Genomic DNA, 19888 nt, shown 5'->3' with positions numbered 1-19888 from the left:
GGCGGGGTGGGTCCGGTTGCGGGGGGCGCTGCAAGTACCCCTCCGGGGCCCGGCCCAGCCGCTGGCGGCTGTGCGTTCGGGCGCTTGCGAAGCAGTGCTTCGCAAGCAAAGCGCCCTCACCCATGTAAGCTCGGTCGCCGCTTGCTCGTGTGCGCTTTCCTGCGCACACGGCAAGACCGGGGTTGGGCGTCCTGCCCAACCCGCCCGAGGCATGCCTCGGGCCCATGCGGCTCACGCCCCCGCAACCGGACCCACCCCGCCTACGACAGATCTCCGCGATCTGCAGTAGATCCGCGCCATGCGTGGATGAATCTCCATCGGAATCGAATATTTCGAATTGGATTCCAAAAGCATCCACGCATGGCGTGGATCTACCGTGTCGACCAAGGTCGACACTTACCCGCAGCCGCCGGAATTCGTCAGAGGCGGGGCGGTGTCGGAGTGCGGGGTGTCAGCCGCATGGGCCCGAGGCATGCCTCGGGCGGGTTGGGCAGGACGCCCAACCCCGGTCTTGCCGTGTGCGCAGGAAAGCGCACACGAGCAAGCGGCTGCCAAGCCTACAAGGACGTACTTGCGGCGTCCCCGCACTCCGATACCACCCCGCCTTCCCACGGAATGCCCGCGTTTGACGTTGAAGTTGACGTTGATTCGGCAGGTGCAGGGCTGCAAGCCCTGCCGCAACGCACTTACCGCACTTGCTCCTGCTTGCGCACGATCGCCATCGCGATCTCCAGCGACTGCTCGTAGTTCAACCGCGGGTCCACCGTCGAACGATACGCACGCTCCAGGTCGCGCTCGGTCAGTTCGCGCGCGCCGCCGATGCACTCGGTCACGTCCTCGCCGGTCAGTTCCAGGTGCACACCGCCCAGGCGCGTACCGGCGGCCGCATGCAGATCGAACGACATCTCCACCTCGCCACGCACGTTGTCGAAGCGGCGTGTCTTGAAACCGTTGGCGGTGCTTTCGGTATTGCCATGCATCGCATCGCACACCCACAGCACGCGGCGACCATCACGCTTGACCGCGTCCAGCAGCGGCGGCAGTTTCTCTGCGATCTGCGTTGCGCCCATCCGGTGGATGAAGCTCAGGCGGCCCGGCTCGTCATGTGGGTTGAGCACATCGATCAGGCGCAGCAGCTGGTCCGGCGTCACCGACGGGCCCACCTTGATCGCAATCGGATTGCGCACGCCACGCAGGTACTCCACGTGCGCGCCATCGAGCGCGGCCGTGCGCATGCCGATCCACGGGTAATGCGTGCTCAGGTTCAACCAGCCCTGCTGGCGCGGCACCTGGCGGGTCAACGCCTGCTCGTAGGGCAGCAGCAGGGCTTCGTGCGACGTGTAGAAGTCGATGCGGTTGAGATTGTGCACGCGGGCCCCGGCCAGGGTCTCCATGAAGTGCACCGCATCGCCGATCGAGGCCACCATCTTCTGGTACTCGGCCGCCAGCGGCGAGTGGCTTACCCACTCCAGATTCCAGTATTCGGGGTGGTGCAGGTCGGCGAAACCGCCGTCGATCAGCGCACGCACGAAGTTCATCGTCATCGCCGAATGCGCGTGGGCCTGCAGCATCCGCTTCGGGTCCGGCAGGCGCGCCGCTTCGGTGAACGCCGGTGCGTTGATCACATCACCGCGGTAGCTGGGCAGGGTCACGCCGTCGCGGGTCTCGGTGTCGGCCGAGCGCGGCTTGGCGTACTGGCCGGCGAAGCGGCCCACGCGGATCACCGGCTGGCGCAGGCCGTGCACCAGCACCAGGCTCATCTGCAGCAGTACCTTCAGGCGGTTGGAGATGGTGCCCGATTCGCAGTCGCTGAAGTTCTCGGCGCAGTCGCCGCCCTGCAGCAGGAAGCGCTTGCCTTCCTGGGCCTCGGCCAGCTGCTGCTTCAACGCCAGGATCTCCCACGAGGTGACCAGCGGCGGCAGCCGCTTCAGCTCGTGCAGAGCGGCGTCCAATGCCACCGGGTCCGGGTAGGTCGGCATCTGCAGCGCGGTCTTGCCACGCCAGCTCTCCGGCGACCAGGCAGCGCCAGCGGTGGTCGCGGCGGGATCGGACGCGGGTGGAACGGCGGACAGGCTCATTGCAGACTTCCGGGGTGGGGGGCGGTCATGGTCGCAGAGCCAGCCGCTGACGCAAAGGCCCACACCCACCGCCCCAGCCACCTGAACGGCAGGGAAAGGCCAGCGCCGGCAGCCAGATCCAGCATGGTCAGCCGCACGGGACAGGCGCATGATTTGTTACGGAGTAACACTTCCACGTCATGGACCGGCCCCTTCCACGCCCAGCCGCCCCCTCTCTCACCATGAAGCCCTCACCCCTCGCTACCGGCATTGCCTTCGCCCTGGCCTTGGCCAGCCTGCCCGCCTTCGCCGCAACGACCGACGACACCTCTTCCTCCGTCAAGGATCTGGACGCAGTCACCGTCCACGCCCAGCTCGACCAGGCCCGCAACGCGCTGTCGCCGGACATCGGCAGCAGCCAGTACCAGATCACCGCCGAGGACATCCAGAAGCAGCCGCTGGGTGCCTCCGCGCCGCTCAGCCAGGTACTGCTGCAGGCCCCGGGCGTGGTCCAGGATTCCTATGGCGGCGTGCACGTGCGCGGCGACCACGCCAATCTGCAGTACCGCATCAATGGCGTGCTGTTGCCCGAATCGATCTCCGGCTTCGGCCAGACACTGGATGCCCGCACCATCAAGAGCATCCGCCTGATGGATGGCGCGCTGCCGGCGCAGTTCGGCGAGCGCACCGCTGCAGTGGTCGACATCACCACCCGCAATGGCGCCGAGCTCGGCAATGGCGGCAGCGCCGGTCTGACCGCAGGCTCGTTCGGCAAGATCAATCCGAATGCCTCGTGGTGGGGCAACCAGGGGCGATGGAGCTGGTTCCTTACTGGCAACTACGACCAGAACGAGGTTGGCCTGGAGAACCCGACCCGCTCGCGCAAGCCGCTGCACGACGACACCCACCAAGGCAAAGCGTTCGCTGACCTCACCTACCTGGTCAACGAGAACACGCGCCTGAGCGTGTTCGCCGGCTTCGCCAACAATCGCTTCCAGATCCCGGTCAACCCCGGGCAGACCCCGCAGTTCGGTTACCTGGACATCACCACCTTCGACTCCAGCCAGCTGGATGAAACCCAGCGCGAGACCACCCGCTTCGGCATGCTGGTGCTGCAGGGCGCGCTGGGCAGCACCGCCTACCAGCTGTCAGCCGGGCAGCGCTACAGCGATGTGGCGTTCAACCCGGATGTCATCGGCGACCTGGTATTCAGTGGCGTCGCCTCGCAGGTGCAGCGCAGCAACCGCGCCAACACGCTGCAGGCCGATTTCTCCACCCCGCTGGGCAGCGACCACACGCTGCGCTATGGCCTGTACGGCAATTACGAGAACGCGCGTGCGAACAACAGCAGCTGGGTGTTTCCGGTCGATGACGCCGGCCAGCAATCCAGCACCACGCCGCTGCTGATACCTGACCACAGTGCCTTCCATGCCAGCACGCAGGCGTTGTACGTGCAGGATGAATGGAAGATCGGCGACGACTGGACCGTCAACTACGGCCTGCGCGGAGATCGCTACAAGGCCTTTGGCCACACCGAGGGCCAGCTCAGCCCCCGCGTGGGCGTGGCCTGGAATGCCAGCGACAGCACCACCGTGCATGCCGGCTATTCGCGTTACTTCACGCCACCGGCCAGTGAGCTGATCGCCAGCAGCGACATCGCGCTGTACGACGGCACCACCAACCAGCAACCCAGCGGCGGCAACAACACGCCACTGGCCGAGCGCAGCGACTACTACGACATCGGCGTGTCGCAGCAGGTGGGCGAACACCTGACCCTGGGCCTGGATGCCTATGACCGACGCGTCGCGCGCCTGCAGGACGAAGGCCAGTTCGGTGCCGCCTACATCTACTCGACGTTCAACTACCGCCGCGGCCATATCCATGGCCTGGAGTTCAGTGCCGACTACAGCGACGGTCCGTTCAGCGCCTACGTCAACGCAGCGTACAACAAGGCCATCGGCACCCAGGTCATCACCAGCCAGTACAACCTCGATCCGGACGCGCTGGCCTATGTGGCCAACCATTGGATCCACCTCGACCACGACCAGAAGCTGACCTCATCGGGTGGCTTCAGCTACGCCTTTGCCGGACACAACCGGGTCGGCGCCAACTACGTGTTCGGTAGCGGCCTGCGTTCGGACATCGAGGGCGTGCCCAACGGCGGCGAGCTGCCGTCCTACCTGCAGGTGAACCTCAGCGCCGGGCATGACTTCAATGCCGGCAGCGGCCATCCGCTGCATGTGCAGCTGGCGGTCATCAATGCATTGGACCGCAGCTACCAACTGCGCGATGGCGGTGGCGTCGGCGTGTTCGCCCCGCAGTGGGGACCGCGCCGTGGCGCCTACCTGAGCCTGCAGCAGGATTTCTGAGGACGCCAGGGTGCCTGGGGTCGGACCCCTTTCCGCAGGAGAGGGCTCCGACCCCGCCTTAGTTCAGCGCTTGACCTTGCGCAGCGACACCACCAACGCCCACAGCGCCAGCAGCACGAACCACACGCCCGACCACATCGGCATGGTCAGGCCCAGGAACGTCCAGTCGATATTGCCGCAGTTGCCGGTACCGGTCAGCACCGTGCGGAATACTTCCAGCGGCCCCATGGTCTCGCGCAGGAAGCTCAGCGGCGGGCCGCAGGTCGCACCCATCTCCGGTGGCAGCATCTGCACGTAGACGTGGCGCGCAGCGATGCCTACGCCGACCGCGGCGGCAATGAAGGCGAGCACGCCGTAGGTTGCCCGGCCAGGACGGTTGGAGGGCCCGTGCAGTGCACCGATCAGGAACAGCAGGCCCAGCGCGGCGAACGCCAGCCGCTGGAAGATGCACAGCGGGCACGGCTCCAGGCCCATCTTCAGCTGCAGGAAGATCGCGTAGCCCAGCAGGCCCGCGCAGATCAGGAAGCCCAGGAAGAACTGGGCGCGGAAGGGCCAGCGCAGTGGATTCATCGTCAACGCTCGAATGGATCAAGGCGCCAAGCGTAACCGAGAGTGCATGCCATTCGAACCGCCACAGGTGACGCCTGTCGGAACGGTGCGGGTCAGATCCCGCAGAAACGCAAAAGCCCGGCCGAGGCCGGGCTTTCGCTGTGTCGCGTTGGAGCGGTCCGATTACTCGGCCACTTCCTCGGCCACGACCGGACGGTCAACCAGCTCGACGTAGGCCATCGGCGCGTTGTCGCCAGCGCGGAAGCCACACTTCAGCAGGCGCAGGTAGCCGCCCGGACGGTTCGCGTAGCGCGGGCCCAGGATGGTGAACAGGTTGCCCACGGCTTCGTTGTCGCGCAGGCGAGCGAAAGCCAGACGGCGGTTGGCGACGGAGTCGACCTTGGCCAGGGTGATCAGCGGCTCGGCAACGCGGCGCAGTTCCTTGGCCTTCGGCAGGGTGGTCTTGATCAGCTCGTGCTTGAACAGCGAGGCGGCCATGTTCTTGAACATCGCTTCGCGGTGGGCGCTGGTGCGGCTGAACTTACGGCCAGACTTCTGGTGACGCATGGTGATATTCCTTGGTTAATGATGAGGCTGTGCGGATCGTTGTCGCCATCCTGGCGTTGCTGCGCGGACTGCGGATGGTCCTGGCCGCCCGTCCTGGACGACCTGCCCGCGAACCTGGGGTTCGTCGTGGCATGTTGTGTTGCGTTGAAGGCCCCACCGCGAACGGTGGAGCCTTCAGGCATTGCCGATATCAGCCCAGCATGCCGTGGCTGGCGACGCCGGCCGGCGGCCAGTTCTCCAGCTTCATGCCGAGCGACAGGCCGCGCTGAGCCAGCACTTCCTTGATCTCGGTGAGCGACTTCTTGCCCAGGTTCGGGGTCTTCAGCAGCTCCACTTCGGTCTTCTGGATCAGATCGCCGATGTAGTAGATGCTTTCAGCCTTCAGGCAGTTGGCCGAACGCACGGTCAGCTCCAGATCGTCGATCGGGCGCAGCAGCACCGGATCCACGCCGTTGTTGGCCGGCTTGGCCGCACCGCGGTCGCGGTGGGTGAAGTCACCGAACACCGACAGCTGGTCGCTGAGGATGTCGGCGGCGGTGCGCACGGCTTCCTCGGCATCGATGGTGCCGTTGGTCTCGATATCGATGACCAGCTTGTCCAGGTCGGTGCGCTGTTCGACACGCGCCGCTTCCACGGCATAGGCGACACGGCGGACCGGCGAGAACGAGGCATCCAGGACCAGGCGGCCGATGGCACGGGTTTCTTCGTCCGGACGACGACGCGCGGCAGCCGGCTGGTAGCCGAAACCACGTTCGATCTTCAGACGCATGTTGATTGCCGTGTCCTTGGTCAGGTGGCAGATCACATGGTCGCCGTTCAGGATCTCCACATTGTGGTCGACCTTGATGTCGGCAGCGGTGACAACGCCCGGGCCCTGCTTGGACAGGGACAGGGTGGCGCTGTCGCCGGAGTGCATACGGATGGCCACATCCTTCAGGTTGAGCAGGACTTCGAGCACGTCCTCCTGCAGACCTTCGACCGTGGTGTACTCATGCAACACGCCGTCGATTTCGACTTCCGTGATGGCGAAGCCCGGGATGGACGACAGCAGCACGCGACGCAGGGCGTTGCCCAGCGTATGCCCGTAACCCCGCTCCAAAGGTTCGATAACGACCTTTGCACGGGTGTCGGTAAGGCGTTCGATCTGCGGACCGCGAGGACGCAGAACCTGGTTGGCGGTAACCGTCATGTTGCGGGTTCTCCTAGTGAACCCCCGGCCGTCGCCGGGGGCTCTCCAATGTGAATTACTTCGAATACAGCTCGACGATCAGCGCTTCGTTGATGTCCGCAGGCAGATCCGAACGATCCGGAACAGCCTTGAAGATGCCGGTGAACTTGCCGGAATCCACTTCAACCCACGACGGGCTCAGGTCATGCTGGGCGGCGACGGTCAGGGCTTCCTGGACGCGCAGCTGCTTGGCAGCCTTTTCGGACAGAGCGATGGCGTCGCCAGCCTTGACCTGGTACGAAGCCAGGTTGACCGACTTGCCATTCACGGTGACGCCGCGGTGCGACACCAGCTGACGGGCAGCCGGACGGGTCACGGCGAAGCCCATGCGGTAGACGACGTTGTCCAGGCGGGTTTCCAGCAGCTGCAGCAGGTTCTCGCCGGTGTTGCCCTTCTTGGTCGAGGCCTTCTTGTAGTAGTTGCGGAACTGACGCTCCAGCAGGCCGTAGATACGCTTGACCTTCTGCTTTTCACGCAGCTGGGTGGCGTAGTCGGACAGCTTGCCCTTGCGGGCAGTGGCGCCGTGCTGGCCGGGCTTCTGCTCCAGCTTGCACTTGGAGTCCAGCGCACGCGCCGGGCTCTTCAGGGACAGGTCGGCGCCTTCGCGGCGGGCGAGCTTACAGGTAGGACCGATATAACGAGCCATTTCTTATCGCTCCCTTTAGACGCGACGCTTCTTCGGCGGACGGCACCCGTTGTGCGGGATGGGCGTCACGTCGATGATGTTGGTGATCTTGTAGCCGACGTTGTTCAGCGAACGCACGGCCGACTCACGGCCCGGACCCGGGCCCTTGATGCGGACTTCCAGCGACTTCACGCCGTAGTCCAGCGCAGCACGACCGGCCTTTTCAGCAGCCACCTGGGCAGCGAACGGGGTCGACTTGCGCGAACCGCGGAAGCCAGCGCCACCGGAGGTCGCCCACGACAGAGCATTGCCCTGGCGATCGGTGATGGTGACGATGGTGTTGTTGAACGAAGCGTGGACGTGGGCAACGCCGTCGGTGACGACGCGCTTGATCTTCTTCTTGGTCTTAGCAGCGGGCTTAGCCATTTCTCAGTCCCTTACTTCTTGATCGCCTTGCGCGGACCCTTGCGGGTGCGGGCGTTGGTACGGGTGCGCTGGCCACGCAGCGGGAGGCCACGACGGTGACGCAGGCCGCGGTAGCAGCCCAGGTCCATCAGGCGCTTGATCGCGATGCCGATCTCACGGCGCAGATCGCCTTCCACGATGTACTTGCCGACTTCGGCGCGCAGGCGCTCGATTTCCGGCTCCGACAGATCGCGGATCTTGGTGGTCGAAGCAACGCCTGCGACTTCGCAGACCTTCTTCGAACGGGTACGGCCGATGCCGTAAATGCTTTGCAACCCGACCCAGACGTGCTTCTGGGCTGGCAGGTTGACGCCTGCAATACGCGCCATGACGCGGTTCTCCAGCTGAGTGATGGCCGACAGCGCGCCTCGGGCACGCCAATCCGGCAGGATGGATCAAAAAAGTGAACTAGCAATACTAACAAGGTTCCGGTTTACATGGAAGCCCGTGAAACCATTGGTTTCATGAACCCGGCCTGGGGAGTGTGCCCAGGCTCCGGCGCCGGATGGGGTTGGACCTGGGGTTTCCCCCGGGGCCGCCCGCGCTACTCCAGCGCGGGACCACCTCATCACACCCCCACCCGGAACCGCTGCGGGGGCCGCCCTTCGTTTGTGTGGCCGGAATCCGCGAAGCGGAGGGACCATCACGTCAGGAAGACGAAAGTATAACAGGCCTATCAGCCGCGGGCAAAACCGCCGCGGTTGCCGCCCTTCAGGTTGGCCTTCTTCAGTAGGCTCTCGTACTGGTGGGACATCAGGTGTGCCTGCACCTGGGCGATGAAGTCCATCACCACCACCACCACGATCAGCAGCGACGTGCCACCGAAGTAGAACGAGGCATTCAGCTGCGTGCGCATCAGTTCCGGCAGCAGGCAGACGATCACCAGGTAGGCCGAGCCGGCCGCGGTCAGGCGGGTCAGCACGCCGTCGATGTAGTCGGCGGTGGCCTTGCCCGGACGGATGCCCGGAATCAAAGCGCCCGACTTCTTCAGGTTGTCGGCGGTTTCCTGCGAATTGAACACCAGCGCGGTATAGAAGAACGCGAAACCGGTGATCAGCGCAGCGAACACGATCATGTGCAGCGGCTCGCCCGGGCCCAGGGCATTGGCGACCTTCTGCAGGACCTGACCGAAGCTGCTCTGGTTGGCAGCCTGGCCGGACCACATGGCCAGGGTGGCCGGGAAGGCCAGCAGGCTCGAGGCAAAGATCGCCGGGATGACGCCGGCCATGTTGAGCTTCAGCGGCAGGAACGAGGTCTGGTTCATGTACGCGTTGCGACCGCCCTGGCGGCGCGCGTAATTGACCGTGATCCGGCGCTGGCCGCGCTCCACGAACACCACGAAGAAGGTGAAAGCGAGCACGACGATAGCGATCAGCAGCAGTTGGATGAACTGGATGTTGCCGTCGCGGTAGGCGTCGAAGGTGTGGATGACCGCACCCGGCAGGCCGGCGACGATACCGGCGAAGATGATCAGCGACACGCCGTTGCCGATACCGCGTTCGGTGACCTGCTCACCGACCCACATCAGGAACATGGTGCCGGCAGTCAGTGCGACCACCGCGGTGAGCACGAAGCCCATGCCGGGGGCGTACACGACCGGAGCGCCCGACGGCGAAACCTGCCCCTGCAGGGCCAGCGCGATCGAACCGCCCTGCACCACTGCCAGCAGCACGGCGCCGATGCGCGAATACTGGGTGATCTTGCGGCGGCCGGACTCACCTTCCTTCTGCATCGCCTTCAGGGCGGGGAAGATGTGCACGGCCAGCTGCATCACGATCGATGCCGAGATGTACGGCATCACGTTCAGCGCAAAGATGCTGAAACGGTGCAGGGCGCCGCCCGAGAACATGTTGAACATGTCCACGATGCCGCCGCCCTGCTGTTGCATCATGGCAAGCATGGCATCGGGATTGACGCCCGGCACCGGCACGTAGCAGCCGATGCGATAGACGATCAAAGCCCCGACGACGAACAGCAAACGTTGGCGAAGTTCAGTGAACTTGCCCATTCCGCCCGCGAGGTTACCGATGCCAGCTTGCGCCATGATTTTCTTACTCCGTTACGCTGCCGCCGGCAGCTTCGATCGCAGCCTTGGCACCAGCCGTGGCAGCAATACCCTTCAGGGTGAACGCCTTGGTCACTTCGCCCTTGACGACGACCTTGGCCTTCTTGGCAGTGCTCGGGACCAGCTTGGCAGCACGCAGGGCGGCGAAGTCGATCTCACCGGCCGGCAGCTTGTCCAGCGCGTACAGCAGCACTTCAGCGGTGTCCTTGGCGATCGGCGAACGGAAGCCGATCTTCGGCAGACGACGCTGCATGGGGGTCTGGCCGCCTTCGAAGCCAGCCTTGATCTTGCCGCCACCCTTGCGGGCGAACGAACCCTTGTGGCCGCGGCCGGCAGTCTTGCCCAGGCCCGAGCCGATACCGCGGCCGACGCGGGTGCGCTCGGTGCGGGCGCCCGGTGCCGGGCTCAGTTCATTGAGACGCAGAGTCATGGTCGATTACTCCTCAACCTGGACGAGGTACTGAACCTTGTTGATCAGGCCGCGCACCTGCGGGCTGTCCTTCAGTTCACGCACATCGTTGAGCTTGTTCAGGCCCAGGGCACGCACCGACAGGCGGTGACGCGACTGGGTGCCACGCAGGCCACGCACCAGGCGGACCTTCACAGTCTTGTTGGACTCATTAGCCATGGTTGAGTTCCTCCACCTTCTTGCCGCGCTTGGCCGCGATGCGGGCCGGCGACTGCGCAGCAGTCAGGCCCTTCACGGTGGCGCGCACCAGATTGATCGGGTTGCGCGAACCGGTGGCCTTGGCCAGCACGTTCTTCACGCCAACGGCTTCCAGCACGGCGCGCATGGCACCGCCGGCGATGACGCCAGTACCTTCCGAAGCCGGCTGCATGAACACGCGGGCTGCGCCGTGACCATCCTTGATGGTGTGCCACAGGGTGCCGTTGTTCAGGTCAACGCTGACCAGGTTCTTGCGGGCCTGTTCCATCGACTTCTGGATGGCGACCGGCACTTCGCGGGCCTTGCCATAACCGAAACCGACCTTGCCTTCGCCGTCGCCGACAACGGTCAGGGCGGTGAAGGTGAACTGGCGGCCACCCTTGACGGTCTTGCTGACGCGGTTGACCGCGACCAGCTTTTCGATCATGCCGTCGTCGATCTTCTCTTCGCGGTTACGGTCGCGATCGCGACCCCGCTGCTGACGCTCTTCTGCCATGTTGATTCCTTGGTTGTTTGGGTATGTACGGCTCGGGGCCGCTTATGGTTGTGGAGTGACGCGTTGTTCCGGTGGGCCGCTGCAGAAGAGCGGCGCCGTCCAGCCTCGCTCAGGCTGGCGAGCAGGTGGGCAGGAGGCCATCGGCCCCCTGCCCTGATCCCTTAGAACTGCAGGCCGGCTTCGCGGGCGGCTTCTGCCAGGGCCTTGATGCGGCCGTGGTAGCGGTAGCCCGAACGATCGAAGGCAACCTTCTCGATGCCGGCGGCCTTGGCACGCTCGGCAACGATGCGACCGACCTTGGCAGCGGCATCGGCGTTCTTGCCGTTCTTCAGGCCTTCCTTGACGTCGGTCTGGGTGGTGTTGGCGGCAGCCAGCACCTTCGAACCGTCAGCGGTGAAGACCTGGGCGTACAGGTGCTGGCCGGTGCGCAGCACCGACAGGCGGGCGACGCCGAGCTCACGGATGTGGGCGCGGGTCGACTTGGCGCGACGCAGGCGGGCGATGTTCTTGTTCATGATGTTTTTTCCTTGAAAGCGGAAGCGCCTAATTAGGCCTTCTTGGCTTCCTTACGGATGATGACTTCGTCGGAGTACTTCACGCCCTTGCCCTTGTACGGCTCCGGCTTGCGGAACGCACGGATCTTGGCGGCGACTTCACCGACGACCTGCTTGTCAGCGCCCTGGACCAGGATCTCGGTCTGGGTCGGGGTGGAGATGGTGATGCCTTCCGGTGCCACGAACACGACCGGATGCGAGAAACCGAGCGACAGGCTCAGATCCTTGCCCTGCATGGCAGCACGGTAACCCACGCCGACCAGCTCCAGCTTGCGCTCGAAGCCTTCGGACACGCCCTTGACCATGTTGGCCAGGATCGCGCGCACGGTACCGGTCAGCGCGACCAGGTCGGCGCTCTCGGTGCTCAGGGTGGCAACGCCGCTGTCGACGTTGATGGCAATACCGGCCGGCTTGACCAGCGACAGGGTGCCCTTCGGGCCCTTGACGGTGATGCTTTCCGACTGGACGTTCAGTTCGACCTTACCCAGGGTGACGGGCTTCTTGGCTACGCGGGACATAGTTCTACTCCTTTCGCCTTAGGCCACGAAGCACAGGACTTCGCCGCCGACGCCCAGCTGGCGCGCCTGCGCATCAGTCATGATGCCCTTGGAGGTGGAAATGATGGAGATGCCCAGGCCATTCATGACCTTCGGCAGCTCGCTCTTGCCGCGGTACTGGCGCAGGCCCGAACGCGAGAAGCGCTTCAGGGTCGCGATGACCGGCTTGCCTTCGAAATACTTCAGCACGATTTCCAGCTCGGACTTGTTGTTTTCCAGCTGGGTCACGCGCAGGTCGGTGATGTAACCCTCGTCCTTCAGGACCTGGGCGATCGCAACCTTGATCTTGGACGACGGGGCTTTCACCGTCTGCTTGCCAACCGCAGCCGCATTCTTGATGCGGACCAGCAGGTCGGCGATGGGATCAGTCATGCTCATATGAGTACCTTTGAGTGCACCGATATCCGCTTTCGCGAAAATCTGTTGTCTCCTGGAAACGGGCCAGGTCCCTTGATGCAGCGGGCCGGGGCCCACTCCTACAACCCCGTTTGCGCAGGGCAAGACGCGGGAGTATACGCCAAAAGAGCCCGACTTGCGCCGGGCTCTTCGGGTTTTTTCGCAGAAAGGAAGCTGAACGCCTCCCTCCCCGGTTCAGAAGCCCCCGAGGGGGCTCCTGATCGCAGGGCCGGCTGGGATTACCAGCTGGCCTTGCGCAGGCCCGGGACGTCGCCACGCATGGTGGCTTCGCGCAGCTTGTTGCGGCCGAGGCCGAACTTGCTGTACACGCCACGCGGACGACCCGACAGCTCGCAACGGTTGCGCTGACGGCTCGGCGACGAATCGCGCGGCAGCTTGGCCAGCTTGGTTGCGGCGTCGATCTTCTCTTCGTAGGTCGCGTCCACGGAGGACACGATCTTCTTCAGAGCCGCACGCTTCTCAGCGTACTTCTTGGCCAGCTTTTCCCGCTTGATGTCGCGGTTGACCATGGAGGTCTTTGCCATTTCGGTTTCCTCGACAGATCAGTTACGGAACGGGAACTTGAACGCTGCCAGCAGCGCCTTCGCTTCCGCGTCGGTCTTCGCAGTGGTGGTGATGGCGATATCCATACCGCGGATCGCGTCGACGGCGTCGAAGTCGATTTCCGGGAAGATGATCTGCTCCTTCACACCCATGTTGAAGTTGCCGCGGCCGTCGAAGGAACGACCGGAAACACCACGGAAGTCGCGCACGCGCGGCAGCGAGATGTTGATCAGGCGGTCCAGGAACTCGTACATCTTGTGGCGACGCAGCGTGGTCTTGCAGCCGATCGGCCAACCATCACGGATCTTGAACGACGCAACCGAGATACGCGACTTGGTGACAACCGGCTTCTGGCCGGAAATCTTGGTCATGTCCGCGACGGCGTTTTCCAGGATCTTCTTGTTGGTGGCAGCCTCGCCCACACCCATGTTCAGGGTGACCTTGACGAGCTTCGGTACTTCCATCGGATTGGTGTAGCCGAACTGCTTCATCAGCGCCGGCACCACTTCTTCCTTGTAGATCTTTTCGAGACGGGAAGTCATCTTCACATTCCTCAGGCGTCGAGCGCCTCACCGCTGGAGCGGAACACACGCAGTTTGCGTCCATCCTCCAGCACCTTGAAGCCAACGCGTTCGCCCTTGCCCGAAGCCGGGTTCAGCACGTTCACGTTGGAGATATGGATCGAAGCTTCGCGCTCGACCACGCCGCCGGCAACACCTGCCTGCGGGTTCGGCTTGGTGTGGCGCTTGACGATGTTCACGTTGGCCACGACCACGCGGTCGCCGTCGACGCGGACGACTTCGCCCTGCTTGCCCTTGTCCTTGCCAGCGTTGACGACAACCTGGTCGCCCTTCTTGATACGGTTAGCCATGATTATCTCCTGTCGCTCACAGCACTTCGGGAGCGAGCGAGACGATCTTCATGAACTTCTCCGAACGAAGTTCACGGGTCACCGGCCCGAAGATACGGGTACCGATCGGCTCCTGCTTGTTGTTCAGCAGGACGGCAGCGTTGCCGTCGAAGCGGATCAGCGAACCGTCGGCGCGACGCACACCCTTGCGGGTACGCACCACGACGGCGTCATACACTTCACCCTTCTTGACCTTGCCGCGCGGAATCGCATCCTTCACGGTGACCTTGATGATGTCGCCGATACCGGCGTAACGGCGCTTGGAACCACCCAGCACCTTGAAGCACATCACCTGCTTGGCACCCGAATTGTCCGCGACGTCAAGGTAGCTCTGCATCTGGATCATGATTCAGACTCCTTATTCAGCCGCACGCGTGATGACTTCCACCACGCGCCAGTTCTTGGTCTTGGACATCGGAGCAATCTCGGTCACGCGGACGACGTCGCCTTCCTTGCAGGCGTTGTCGGCATCGTGGGCGTGCAGCTTGGTCGAGCGCTTGATGTACTTGCCGTACAGCGCGTGCTTGACCTGACGCTCAACCAGGACGGTAACCGTCTTGTCCATCTTGTTGCTGACGACACGGCCTTCGACCGTGCGCAGCGTCTTCTTTTCAGTATTGTCGCTCATAGCGGCCATCCTTACTTCGTGCTGCCGAGCAGGGTCTTGACGCGAGCAATCTCGCGACGGACCCGGCGAATGTCGTGGGTCTTCGGCAGCTGGCCGGTGACCTGCTGCATACGGACAGAGAACTGTTCCTTACGCAGGTCGATCAGGTGGGCCTTGAGTTCGTCAGCCGACTTTTCACGGAGAGTTTTGATATCCATCAGCGCACCGTACGGGTCACGAAAGTGGTGGTGACCGAGAGCTTGGCGGCGGCCAGGCGGAACGCCTCGCGAGCCACTTCCTCGGAAACACCCTCGATTTCATAGATCATGCGGCCGGGCTGGATCTGGGCCACCCAGTATTCCACGTTACCCTTACCCGAACCCATTCGGACTTCGATGGGCTTCTTGGTGATGGGCTTGTCGGGGAACACGCGGATCCACATCTTGCCGCCGCGCTTGACGTAGCGGCTGATCGAGCGGCGGGCCGCTTCGATCTGGCGCGCGGTCAGCTGACCGTGTGCGGTTGCCTTCAGGCCGTATTCGCCGAAGCTGACAGCGTTGGCGCTCCAGCTCAGGCCATCGTTACGGCCCTTGTGTACCTTGCGGTACTTGGTTCGCTTGGGTTGCAACATTGTCGTTACCTCGCTTCACGGGCCGGGCGCTGACGGTCACCACGGTCGCCGCGATCGTGACGATCGTTGCGCGACGGGGTGTCGTCCTGCTTTTCCTGGCCAACCTGGGAGAAATCGAAGACCTCGCCCTTGTAGATCCAGACCTTGATGCCGATGATGCCGTAGGTCGTCTTGGCTTCAGCGAAGCCATAGTCGATGTCGGCACGCAGGGTGTGCAGCGGCACGCGGCCTTCGCGGTACCACTCCGAACGGGCGATTTCTGCACCGTTGAGGCGGCCACCGACGTTGACCTTGATGCCCAGGGCACCCAGGCGCATCGCGTTGCCGACCGAGCGCTTCATTGCACGGCGGAACATGATGCGACGCTCCAGCTGCTGGGCGATCGACTCGGCAACGAGCTGCGCGTCCAGTTCCGGCTTGCGCACTTCGGTGACGTTGATGTGCGCCGGGACGCCCATCATCTCGCTCACTTCCTTGCGCAGCTTCTCGATGTCCTCACCGCGCTTGCCGATCACCACGCCCGGACGGGCGGTGTGGATCGTCACGCGAGCGGTCTTGGCCGGACGCTCGATCAGGATCTTGCTGATGCCGGCCTGAGCCAGCTTCTTGCGCAGCATGTCGCGCACTTTCAGGTCGGCTGCCAGGTAACCGGCGAACTCGGCCTTGTTGGCGTACCACTTGGAGTTCCAGTCCTTGGAAATGCCGAGGCGGATACCAATCGGATGAACTTTATGACCCATGGTCTTTTCCTTATCCGCTTACTTGGCGGCGCCCACAACCACAGTGATGTGGCTGGTGCGCTTGAGGATGCGGGTACCGCGGCCTTTCGCCCGCGCCATGAAACGCTTCAGGGTCGGACCTTCATCAACCATGATGGTCTGAACCTTCAGCTCGTCGACGTCGGCGCCCTGGTTGTTCTCGGCGTTGGCAATTGCCGACTCCACCACCTTCTTGATCAGGTGGGCAGCCTTCTTGTCCGAGAACTTCAGCAGGTTGACCGCACGTTCGGCCGGCAGACCGCGCACCTGGTCAGCGACCAGACGAGCCTTCTGCGGGGAGATGCGCGCAGTGCGCAGGATGGCTTTCGCTTCCATTGTCATCTCTCCTTACTTGCCCGACTTCTTGTCACCACCGTGACCCTTGAAGGTCCGGGTGATGGCAAATTCGCCGAGCTTGTGGCCGACCATGTTCTCGTTGACGAGAACCGGGATGTGGTTCTTGCCGTTATGCACGGCAATGGTGATGCCTACCATGTCAGGCAGGATCATCGAACGGCGCGACCAGGTCTTGATCGGCTTCTTGCTGCCCGCAGCGGCCTCCACCTTCTTGACGAGGTGGTGATCGACGAACGGGCCCTTCTTGAGTGAACGTGCCATGGTCGATTAGCCCCTACGATCGCGGACGATGAACTGCTGAGTGCGCTTGTTATGGCGCGTCTTGTAACCCTTGGTCGGGACACCCCACGGGGTGACCGGATGCGGGTTACCCTGGCCGGCCTTGGCCTCACCACCACCGTGCGGGTGGTCAACCGGGTTCATGGCAGCACCACGAACGGTCGGGCGGACGCCGCGCCAACGCTTGGCACCGGCCTTGCCCAGCTTTTCCAGGCTGTGCTCGTCGTTGCCGACTTCGCCGATGGTGGCGCAGCACTCGACCGGAACCTTGCGCATTTCACCCGAGCGCAGGCGCAGGGTGGCGTAGATGCCTTCACGAGCCACCAGCTGCACGGCCGCACCAGCGGCACGAGCGATCTGAGCGCCCTTGCCCGGCTTCAGTTCGATGCAGTGGATGGTGGTGCCGACCGGGATGTTGCGCAGCGGCAGGGTGTTGCCGGCCTTGATCGGGGCGTCCGAACCAGCGATCACCTGATCACCAGCCTTCAGGCCCTTCGGGGCGATGATGTAGCGACGCTCACCGTCGACGTAGCACAGCAGAGCGATGTGGGCGGTGCGGTTCGGATCGTATTCGATGCGTTCCACGCGCGCCGGGATGCCCAGCTTGTTGCGCTTGAAGTCGATGATGCGGTAGTGCTGCTTGGCACCACCACCGACGTGACGCACGGTGATGCGACCGTGGTGGTTACGACCACCCGAGCGGCTCTGCGACTCGACCAGCGCGGCGTGCGGAGCACCCTTGTGCAGGTCGGGGGTGACCACGCGCACGGCCGAACGGCGGCCGGGGGAGGTGGGCTTGAATTTCATCAATGGCATGGGATGTACCTCAGGCCTTGGCCGTTACATCGATCGACTGGCCGTCGGCCAGGCGAACGTACGCCTTGCGCCAATCGCCGCGGCGGCCAGCACGGTTACGGAAGGACTTGTTCTTGCCCTTGACGTTGACCACGTTGACGGCTTCGACCTTGACGTCGAACAGCTGCTCAACCGCGGCCTTTACATCGGCCTTGGTGGCTTCGTTCGAAACTTCGAAGACATACTGATTGGAGAGTTCCTGCAGGCGCGCGGTCTTTTCCGAGACACGCGGGGCACGCAGCACGCTGAAGATTTTTTCGTTGCTGTTCATGCCAGCCACTCCTCGACCTTCTTGACCGCGTCAGCGGTGATGACGACCGTGTCGGCACCCACCAGCGAGACCGGGTCCAGACCCTGCACGTCACGCACCTGCACGTACGGCAGATTGCGGGCGGACAGGTACAGGTGCTCGGACGCTTCCTCGGTGACGATCAGCGGGCGCTTGCCCACTTCCAGGCCGGCCAGCTTGGCGATCAGACCCTTCGTGCTGGTGGCTTCGACGTCGAAGGCCTCCACGATGGTCAGACGGCCCTGACGGTTCAGCTCGGACAGGATCGCGCACATGGCGGCACGGTACTGCTTGCGATTGACCTTCTGCTCGAAGCTGCGCGGCTTGGCCGCGAAGGTGACACCGCCGCCGACGAAGATCGGAGCCGTCAGTGCGCCATGACGCGCGCCGCCGCCCTTCTGCTTCTTCGACTTCTTGGTGGTACCAGCCACTTCGGAGCGAGTCTTCTGTGCCTTGGTGCCGGCGCGACCGGCGTTGCGGTAAGCAACGACGACCTGGTGGACCAGATCTTCGCTGAAATCGCGACCGAACACGGCTTCGGAGACCGAGACCTTGTTGTTGCTACCCGTGATAACGAGTTCCATCGTCATCTCTCCTTATGCCTTGCTCGCCGGACGGACGATCACATCGCCACCCGCCGCGCCCGGAACGGCGCCGCGAACCGCGATCAGACCGCGCTCGACGTCGACCTTGACCACTTCCAGGTTCTGGGTGCTCTGCTGCACCGCGCCCATGTGGCCCGACATCTTCTTGCCCGGGAAAACGCGACCCGGGGTCTGGCGCTGACCCAGCGAACCCGGCGCGCGATGCGACAGCGAGTTACCGTGGGTTGCATCGCCCATACGGAAGTTGTGGCGCTTGATGGTGCCCTGGAAGCCCTTACCCTTGGTGACACCCTGGACGTCGACGATCTGGCCGACTTCGAAGATGTCCGCCTTGACTTCGCCGCCAACGGCGAAATCGCCGAGCTGCGCGTCTTCAACGCGGAATTCCCACAGGCCACGACCCGCTTCCACCTTCGCCTTGGCGAAGTGGCCGGCTTCCGGCTTGTTGACCAGGGCAGCGCGACGCGCGCCGACGGTCACCTGCACGGCGCTGTAGCCGTCGGTTTCGACGGTCTTGATCTGCGCGATGCGGTTCGGGGTTGCTTCGATCAGGGTCACCGGGATGGAGCGGCCATCTTCAGTGAACACGCGGCTCATGCCGGCCTTGCGGCCCACGAAGCCCAACGAATACTTCTTCGTCATGGTCGTAGTCCTCAGGTCAGCTTGATCTGAACGTCGACGCCGGCAGCCAGTTCGAGCTTCATCAGCGCGTCCACGGTCTTGTCATTCGGGTCAACGATATCGAGCACGCGCTTGTGCGTGCGGGTCTCGTACTGGTCACGCGCGTCCTTGTCGACGTGCGGGGAAACGAGAACGGTGTAACGCTCGATCTTGGTCGGCAGCGGGATCGGGCCACGCACTTGCGCGCCGGTCCGCTTTGCCGTTTCAACGATCTCGCTGGCCGAACGGTCGATCAGACGATGATCGAACGCTTTCAGCCGGATCCGGATCTTTTGGTCCGCCATGGCGGTAGGTTCCTTCGTTAAAAGAGCGACAGACAAAGCCTCTGGGTTGCTTTGCCCCATGAAATTCCTGAATACGGACGGCCCGCAGTCCTGCAGGCCGCCAAGGTCAATCCGTGGACCTCAAAAACGTAGGCAGACCAGTTACCCGGCCTGCCCAGACGTAGAAGCATAATGGCACGCAAGGCAGCTGTCAACAGTCACCTGTTGACGCCGCCTGAATGGCATTGACCCTTCCTGGTCCGGGGAACACAAGGCACATCCTGTGCCTGCTTTCCCATTTGATACGCCCCGATGCCCTACCCAGGCAACATCGGGGCGCAGATACTACCAGATTACTCGATGATCTTCGAGACCACGCCGGCGCCGACGGTACGACCGCCTTCGCGGATGGCGAAGCGCAGGCCTTCGTCCATGGCCACCGGGTTGATCAGGGTGACTTCCATCTTGACGTTGTCACCCGGCATCACCATTTC

General features: G+C 63.6%; 31 protein-coding genes. 1 reads left to right on the top strand and 30 read right to left on the bottom strand.

Going from position 1 to position 19888, the window contains the following annotated elements; genetic code table 11:
- Positions 1–686: 686 nt before the first annotated feature.
- A complete protein-coding gene (locus AC5P8U_RS19405) occupies positions 687–2078 on the bottom strand; it encodes a class II 3-deoxy-7-phosphoheptulonate synthase (protein WP_072169160.1) in 1392 nt (463 codons plus the stop codon).
- Positions 2079–2299: 221 nt separating this feature from the next.
- Here AC5P8U_RS19405 and AC5P8U_RS19400 point away from each other — a divergent pair, with 221 nt between their 5' ends.
- Positions 2300–4426: a TonB-dependent receptor gene (locus AC5P8U_RS19400; protein ID WP_447896883.1), complete on the top strand. Its 2127-nt coding sequence runs from the start codon at positions 2300–2302 to the stop codon at positions 4424–4426.
- A 63-nt stretch (positions 4427–4489) separates the two neighbouring features.
- On the opposite strand, the gene AC5P8U_RS19395 is transcribed toward AC5P8U_RS19400, so the two are convergent.
- The 29 genes from AC5P8U_RS19395 to AC5P8U_RS19255 form a co-directional block, all read right to left on the bottom strand.
- Positions 4490–4996, bottom strand: coding sequence for a disulfide bond formation protein B (locus tag AC5P8U_RS19395; protein ID WP_005415421.1), 507 nt, complete (start codon positions 4994–4996; stop codon positions 4490–4492).
- Positions 4997–5158: 162 nt separating this feature from the next.
- Complete coding sequence (rplQ, locus tag AC5P8U_RS19390) at positions 5159–5542, bottom strand: 50S ribosomal protein L17 (protein ID WP_005408217.1); 384 nt, start codon at positions 5540–5542, stop codon at positions 5159–5161.
- Positions 5543–5732: 190 nt separating this feature from the next.
- The gene (locus tag AC5P8U_RS19385) at positions 5733–6731 is read right to left on the bottom strand and encodes a DNA-directed RNA polymerase subunit alpha (protein ID WP_005408216.1); all 999 of its coding nucleotides are present in this window, start codon (positions 6729–6731) and stop codon (positions 5733–5735) included.
- Between the two features lie 55 nt (positions 6732–6786).
- A complete protein-coding gene (rpsD, locus tag AC5P8U_RS19380; protein WP_004145446.1) occupies positions 6787–7416 on the bottom strand; it encodes a 30S ribosomal protein S4 in 630 nt (209 codons plus the stop codon).
- A 15-nt stretch (positions 7417–7431) separates the two neighbouring features.
- Positions 7432–7821: a 30S ribosomal protein S11 gene (rpsK, locus tag AC5P8U_RS19375; protein WP_004145443.1), complete on the bottom strand. Its 390-nt coding sequence runs from the start codon at positions 7819–7821 to the stop codon at positions 7432–7434.
- Between the two features lie 11 nt (positions 7822–7832).
- A complete protein-coding gene (gene rpsM / locus AC5P8U_RS19370) occupies positions 7833–8189 on the bottom strand; it encodes a 30S ribosomal protein S13 (protein WP_004154500.1) in 357 nt (118 codons plus the stop codon).
- Positions 8190–8536: 347 nt separating this feature from the next.
- On the bottom strand, positions 8537–9904 hold the full coding sequence (secY, locus tag AC5P8U_RS19365) for a preprotein translocase subunit SecY (RefSeq protein WP_005415420.1): 1368 nt from the start codon (positions 9902–9904) through the stop codon (positions 8537–8539).
- 7 nt (positions 9905–9911) lie between these two features.
- A complete protein-coding gene (gene rplO / locus AC5P8U_RS19360) occupies positions 9912–10355 on the bottom strand; it encodes a 50S ribosomal protein L15 (RefSeq protein WP_004154498.1) in 444 nt (147 codons plus the stop codon).
- A 6-nt stretch (positions 10356–10361) separates the two neighbouring features.
- Positions 10362–10553: a 50S ribosomal protein L30 gene (gene rpmD, locus AC5P8U_RS19355; RefSeq protein ID WP_005408214.1), complete on the bottom strand. Its 192-nt coding sequence runs from the start codon at positions 10551–10553 to the stop codon at positions 10362–10364.
- A complete protein-coding gene (gene rpsE / locus AC5P8U_RS19350; RefSeq protein WP_005415419.1) occupies positions 10546–11088 on the bottom strand; it encodes a 30S ribosomal protein S5 in 543 nt (180 codons plus the stop codon). Before rpsE ends, rpmD begins: the two co-directional genes overlap by 8 nt.
- Before the next feature lie 161 nt (positions 11089–11249).
- Positions 11250–11603, bottom strand: coding sequence for a 50S ribosomal protein L18 (gene rplR, locus AC5P8U_RS19345; RefSeq protein ID WP_004154495.1), 354 nt, complete (start codon positions 11601–11603; stop codon positions 11250–11252).
- Between the two features lie 32 nt (positions 11604–11635).
- Positions 11636–12160, bottom strand: coding sequence for a 50S ribosomal protein L6 (rplF, locus tag AC5P8U_RS19340; RefSeq protein ID WP_049416175.1), 525 nt, complete (start codon positions 12158–12160; stop codon positions 11636–11638).
- An 18-nt stretch (positions 12161–12178) separates the two neighbouring features.
- Complete coding sequence (rpsH, locus tag AC5P8U_RS19335; protein ID WP_005408210.1) at positions 12179–12577, bottom strand: 30S ribosomal protein S8; 399 nt, start codon at positions 12575–12577, stop codon at positions 12179–12181.
- Between the two features lie 257 nt (positions 12578–12834).
- Positions 12835–13140 (bottom strand): 30S ribosomal protein S14, encoded by a 306-nt coding sequence (gene rpsN / locus AC5P8U_RS19330; protein ID WP_005408209.1) that lies wholly within the window; start codon positions 13138–13140, stop codon positions 12835–12837.
- A gap of 18 nt (positions 13141–13158) precedes the next feature.
- Positions 13159–13701, bottom strand: a complete 543-nt coding sequence (gene rplE, locus AC5P8U_RS19325; protein WP_005415416.1) for a 50S ribosomal protein L5 — start codon at positions 13699–13701, stop codon at positions 13159–13161.
- Positions 13702–13712: 11 nt separating this feature from the next.
- Complete coding sequence (gene rplX, locus AC5P8U_RS19320) at positions 13713–14030, bottom strand: 50S ribosomal protein L24 (protein WP_004154490.1); 318 nt, start codon at positions 14028–14030, stop codon at positions 13713–13715.
- Between the two features lie 16 nt (positions 14031–14046).
- Entirely contained in the window at positions 14047–14415 is a 369-nt protein-coding gene (gene rplN, locus AC5P8U_RS19315; RefSeq protein WP_010483978.1) for a 50S ribosomal protein L14, read from the bottom strand.
- A 12-nt stretch (positions 14416–14427) separates the two neighbouring features.
- Positions 14428–14697, bottom strand: a complete 270-nt coding sequence (gene rpsQ, locus AC5P8U_RS19310; protein WP_004154489.1) for a 30S ribosomal protein S17 — start codon at positions 14695–14697, stop codon at positions 14428–14430.
- An 11-nt stretch (positions 14698–14708) separates the two neighbouring features.
- Positions 14709–14894: a 50S ribosomal protein L29 gene (rpmC, locus tag AC5P8U_RS19305; RefSeq protein WP_004154487.1), complete on the bottom strand. Its 186-nt coding sequence runs from the start codon at positions 14892–14894 to the stop codon at positions 14709–14711.
- Positions 14894–15307: a 50S ribosomal protein L16 gene (gene rplP / locus AC5P8U_RS19300; RefSeq protein ID WP_004154486.1), complete on the bottom strand. Its 414-nt coding sequence runs from the start codon at positions 15305–15307 to the stop codon at positions 14894–14896. Before rplP ends, rpmC begins: the two co-directional genes overlap by 1 nt.
- A gap of 5 nt (positions 15308–15312) precedes the next feature.
- On the bottom strand, positions 15313–16047 hold the full coding sequence (gene rpsC, locus AC5P8U_RS19295; protein WP_005415414.1) for a 30S ribosomal protein S3: 735 nt from the start codon (positions 16045–16047) through the stop codon (positions 15313–15315).
- Positions 16048–16065: 18 nt separating this feature from the next.
- The gene (gene rplV / locus AC5P8U_RS19290; protein WP_004145348.1) at positions 16066–16401 is read right to left on the bottom strand and encodes a 50S ribosomal protein L22; all 336 of its coding nucleotides are present in this window, start codon (positions 16399–16401) and stop codon (positions 16066–16068) included.
- 12 nt (positions 16402–16413) lie between these two features.
- Entirely contained in the window at positions 16414–16683 is a 270-nt protein-coding gene (rpsS, locus tag AC5P8U_RS19285) for a 30S ribosomal protein S19 (RefSeq protein ID WP_005415413.1), read from the bottom strand.
- A gap of 6 nt (positions 16684–16689) precedes the next feature.
- The gene (rplB, locus tag AC5P8U_RS19280) at positions 16690–17517 is read right to left on the bottom strand and encodes a 50S ribosomal protein L2 (protein WP_004145339.1); all 828 of its coding nucleotides are present in this window, start codon (positions 17515–17517) and stop codon (positions 16690–16692) included.
- Between the two features lie 10 nt (positions 17518–17527).
- A complete protein-coding gene (rplW, locus tag AC5P8U_RS19275; RefSeq protein ID WP_004145338.1) occupies positions 17528–17827 on the bottom strand; it encodes a 50S ribosomal protein L23 in 300 nt (99 codons plus the stop codon).
- Positions 17824–18429: a 50S ribosomal protein L4 gene (gene rplD / locus AC5P8U_RS19270; RefSeq protein WP_005415412.1), complete on the bottom strand. Its 606-nt coding sequence runs from the start codon at positions 18427–18429 to the stop codon at positions 17824–17826. Before rplD ends, rplW begins: the two co-directional genes overlap by 4 nt.
- Positions 18430–18441: 12 nt before the next feature.
- Complete coding sequence (gene rplC / locus AC5P8U_RS19265) at positions 18442–19092, bottom strand: 50S ribosomal protein L3 (protein WP_004145336.1); 651 nt, start codon at positions 19090–19092, stop codon at positions 18442–18444.
- An 11-nt stretch (positions 19093–19103) separates the two neighbouring features.
- Entirely contained in the window at positions 19104–19415 is a 312-nt protein-coding gene (gene rpsJ / locus AC5P8U_RS19260) for a 30S ribosomal protein S10 (RefSeq protein WP_005408208.1), read from the bottom strand.
- A 332-nt stretch (positions 19416–19747) separates the two neighbouring features.
- The coding region (locus AC5P8U_RS19255; protein ID WP_495204990.1) for an EF-Tu C-terminal domain-related protein at positions 19748–19888 on the bottom strand (141 nt) is incomplete at its 5' end.

This window comes from Stenotrophomonas sp. YJH_SMC_81, assembly GCF_059370875.1.
The sequence above is the reverse complement of the archived record's forward strand: the minus strand, read 5'-3'. Positions and strand labels throughout refer to the sequence as shown.

Excerpts from the sequence above, each read along its gene's own strand:
- rplB (WP_004145339.1), bottom strand. The coding sequence starts at position 17,517 with ATGCCATTGATGAAATTCAAGCCCACCTCCCCCGGCCGCCGTTCGGCC.
- rpsS (WP_005415413.1), bottom strand. The coding sequence starts at position 16,683 with ATGGCACGTTCACTCAAGAAGGGCCCGTTCGTCGATCACCACCTCGTC.
- rpsJ (WP_005408208.1), bottom strand. The coding sequence starts at position 19,415 with ATGGCGGACCAAAAGATCCGGATCCGGCTGAAAGCGTTCGATCATCGT.
- AC5P8U_RS19385 (WP_005408216.1), bottom strand. The coding sequence starts at position 6,731 with ATGACGGTTACCGCCAACCAGGTTCTGCGTCCTCGCGGTCCGCAGATC.
- AC5P8U_RS19405 (WP_072169160.1), bottom strand. The coding sequence starts at position 2,078 with ATGAGCCTGTCCGCCGTTCCACCCGCGTCCGATCCCGCCGCGACCACC.
- rplO (WP_004154498.1), bottom strand. The coding sequence starts at position 10,355 with ATGACTCTGCGTCTCAATGAACTGAGCCCGGCACCGGGCGCCCGCACC.
- rpsH (WP_005408210.1), bottom strand. The coding sequence starts at position 12,577 with ATGAGCATGACTGATCCCATCGCCGACCTGCTGGTCCGCATCAAGAAT.
- rpmD (WP_005408214.1), bottom strand. The coding sequence starts at position 10,553 with ATGGCTAATGAGTCCAACAAGACTGTGAAGGTCCGCCTGGTGCGTGGC.
- AC5P8U_RS19395 (WP_005415421.1), bottom strand. The coding sequence starts at position 4,996 with ATGAATCCACTGCGCTGGCCCTTCCGCGCCCAGTTCTTCCTGGGCTTC.
- rplC (WP_004145336.1), bottom strand. The coding sequence starts at position 19,092 with ATGACGAAGAAGTATTCGTTGGGCTTCGTGGGCCGCAAGGCCGGCATG.
- rpsE (WP_005415419.1), bottom strand. The coding sequence starts at position 11,088 with ATGGCAGAAGAGCGTCAGCAGCGGGGTCGCGATCGCGACCGTAACCGC.
- rpsN (WP_005408209.1), bottom strand. The coding sequence starts at position 13,140 with ATGGCAAAGACCTCCATGGTCAACCGCGACATCAAGCGGGAAAAGCTG.
- rpsD (WP_004145446.1), bottom strand. The coding sequence starts at position 7,416 with ATGGCTCGTTATATCGGTCCTACCTGTAAGCTCGCCCGCCGCGAAGGC.
- rplE (WP_005415416.1), bottom strand. The coding sequence starts at position 13,701 with ATGACTTCCCGTCTCGAAAAGATCTACAAGGAAGAAGTGGTGCCGGCG.
- rplW (WP_004145338.1), bottom strand. The coding sequence starts at position 17,827 with ATGAACAGCAACGAAAAAATCTTCAGCGTGCTGCGTGCCCCGCGTGTC.
- rpsM (WP_004154500.1), bottom strand. The coding sequence starts at position 8,189 with ATGGCGCGTATTGCAGGCGTCAACCTGCCAGCCCAGAAGCACGTCTGG.
- rplF (WP_049416175.1), bottom strand. The coding sequence starts at position 12,160 with ATGTCCCGCGTAGCCAAGAAGCCCGTCACCCTGGGTAAGGTCGAACTG.
- secY (WP_005415420.1), bottom strand. The coding sequence starts at position 9,904 with ATGGCGCAAGCTGGCATCGGTAACCTCGCGGGCGGAATGGGCAAGTTC.
- rpsQ (WP_004154489.1), bottom strand. The coding sequence starts at position 14,697 with ATGAGCGACAATACTGAAAAGAAGACGCTGCGCACGGTCGAAGGCCGT.
- AC5P8U_RS19400 (WP_447896883.1), top strand. The coding sequence starts at position 2,300 with ATGAAGCCCTCACCCCTCGCTACCGGCATTGCCTTCGCCCTGGCCTTG.
- rplN (WP_010483978.1), bottom strand. The coding sequence starts at position 14,415 with ATGATCCAGATGCAGAGCTACCTTGACGTCGCGGACAATTCGGGTGCC.
- rplD (WP_005415412.1), bottom strand. The coding sequence starts at position 18,429 with ATGGAACTCGTTATCACGGGTAGCAACAACAAGGTCTCGGTCTCCGAA.
- rplP (WP_004154486.1), bottom strand. The coding sequence starts at position 15,307 with ATGTTGCAACCCAAGCGAACCAAGTACCGCAAGGTACACAAGGGCCGT.
- rplV (WP_004145348.1), bottom strand. The coding sequence starts at position 16,401 with ATGGAAGCGAAAGCCATCCTGCGCACTGCGCGCATCTCCCCGCAGAAG.
- rpmC (WP_004154487.1), bottom strand. The coding sequence starts at position 14,894 with ATGGATATCAAAACTCTCCGTGAAAAGTCGGCTGACGAACTCAAGGCC.
- rpsK (WP_004145443.1), bottom strand. The coding sequence starts at position 7,821 with ATGGCTAAGCCCGCTGCTAAGACCAAGAAGAAGATCAAGCGCGTCGTC.
- rplX (WP_004154490.1), bottom strand. The coding sequence starts at position 14,030 with ATGGCTAACCGTATCAAGAAGGGCGACCAGGTTGTCGTCAACGCTGGC.
- rplR (WP_004154495.1), bottom strand. The coding sequence starts at position 11,603 with ATGAACAAGAACATCGCCCGCCTGCGTCGCGCCAAGTCGACCCGCGCC.
- rpsC (WP_005415414.1), bottom strand. The coding sequence starts at position 16,047 with ATGGGTCATAAAGTTCATCCGATTGGTATCCGCCTCGGCATTTCCAAG.
- rplQ (WP_005408217.1), bottom strand. The coding sequence starts at position 5,542 with ATGCGTCACCAGAAGTCTGGCCGTAAGTTCAGCCGCACCAGCGCCCAC.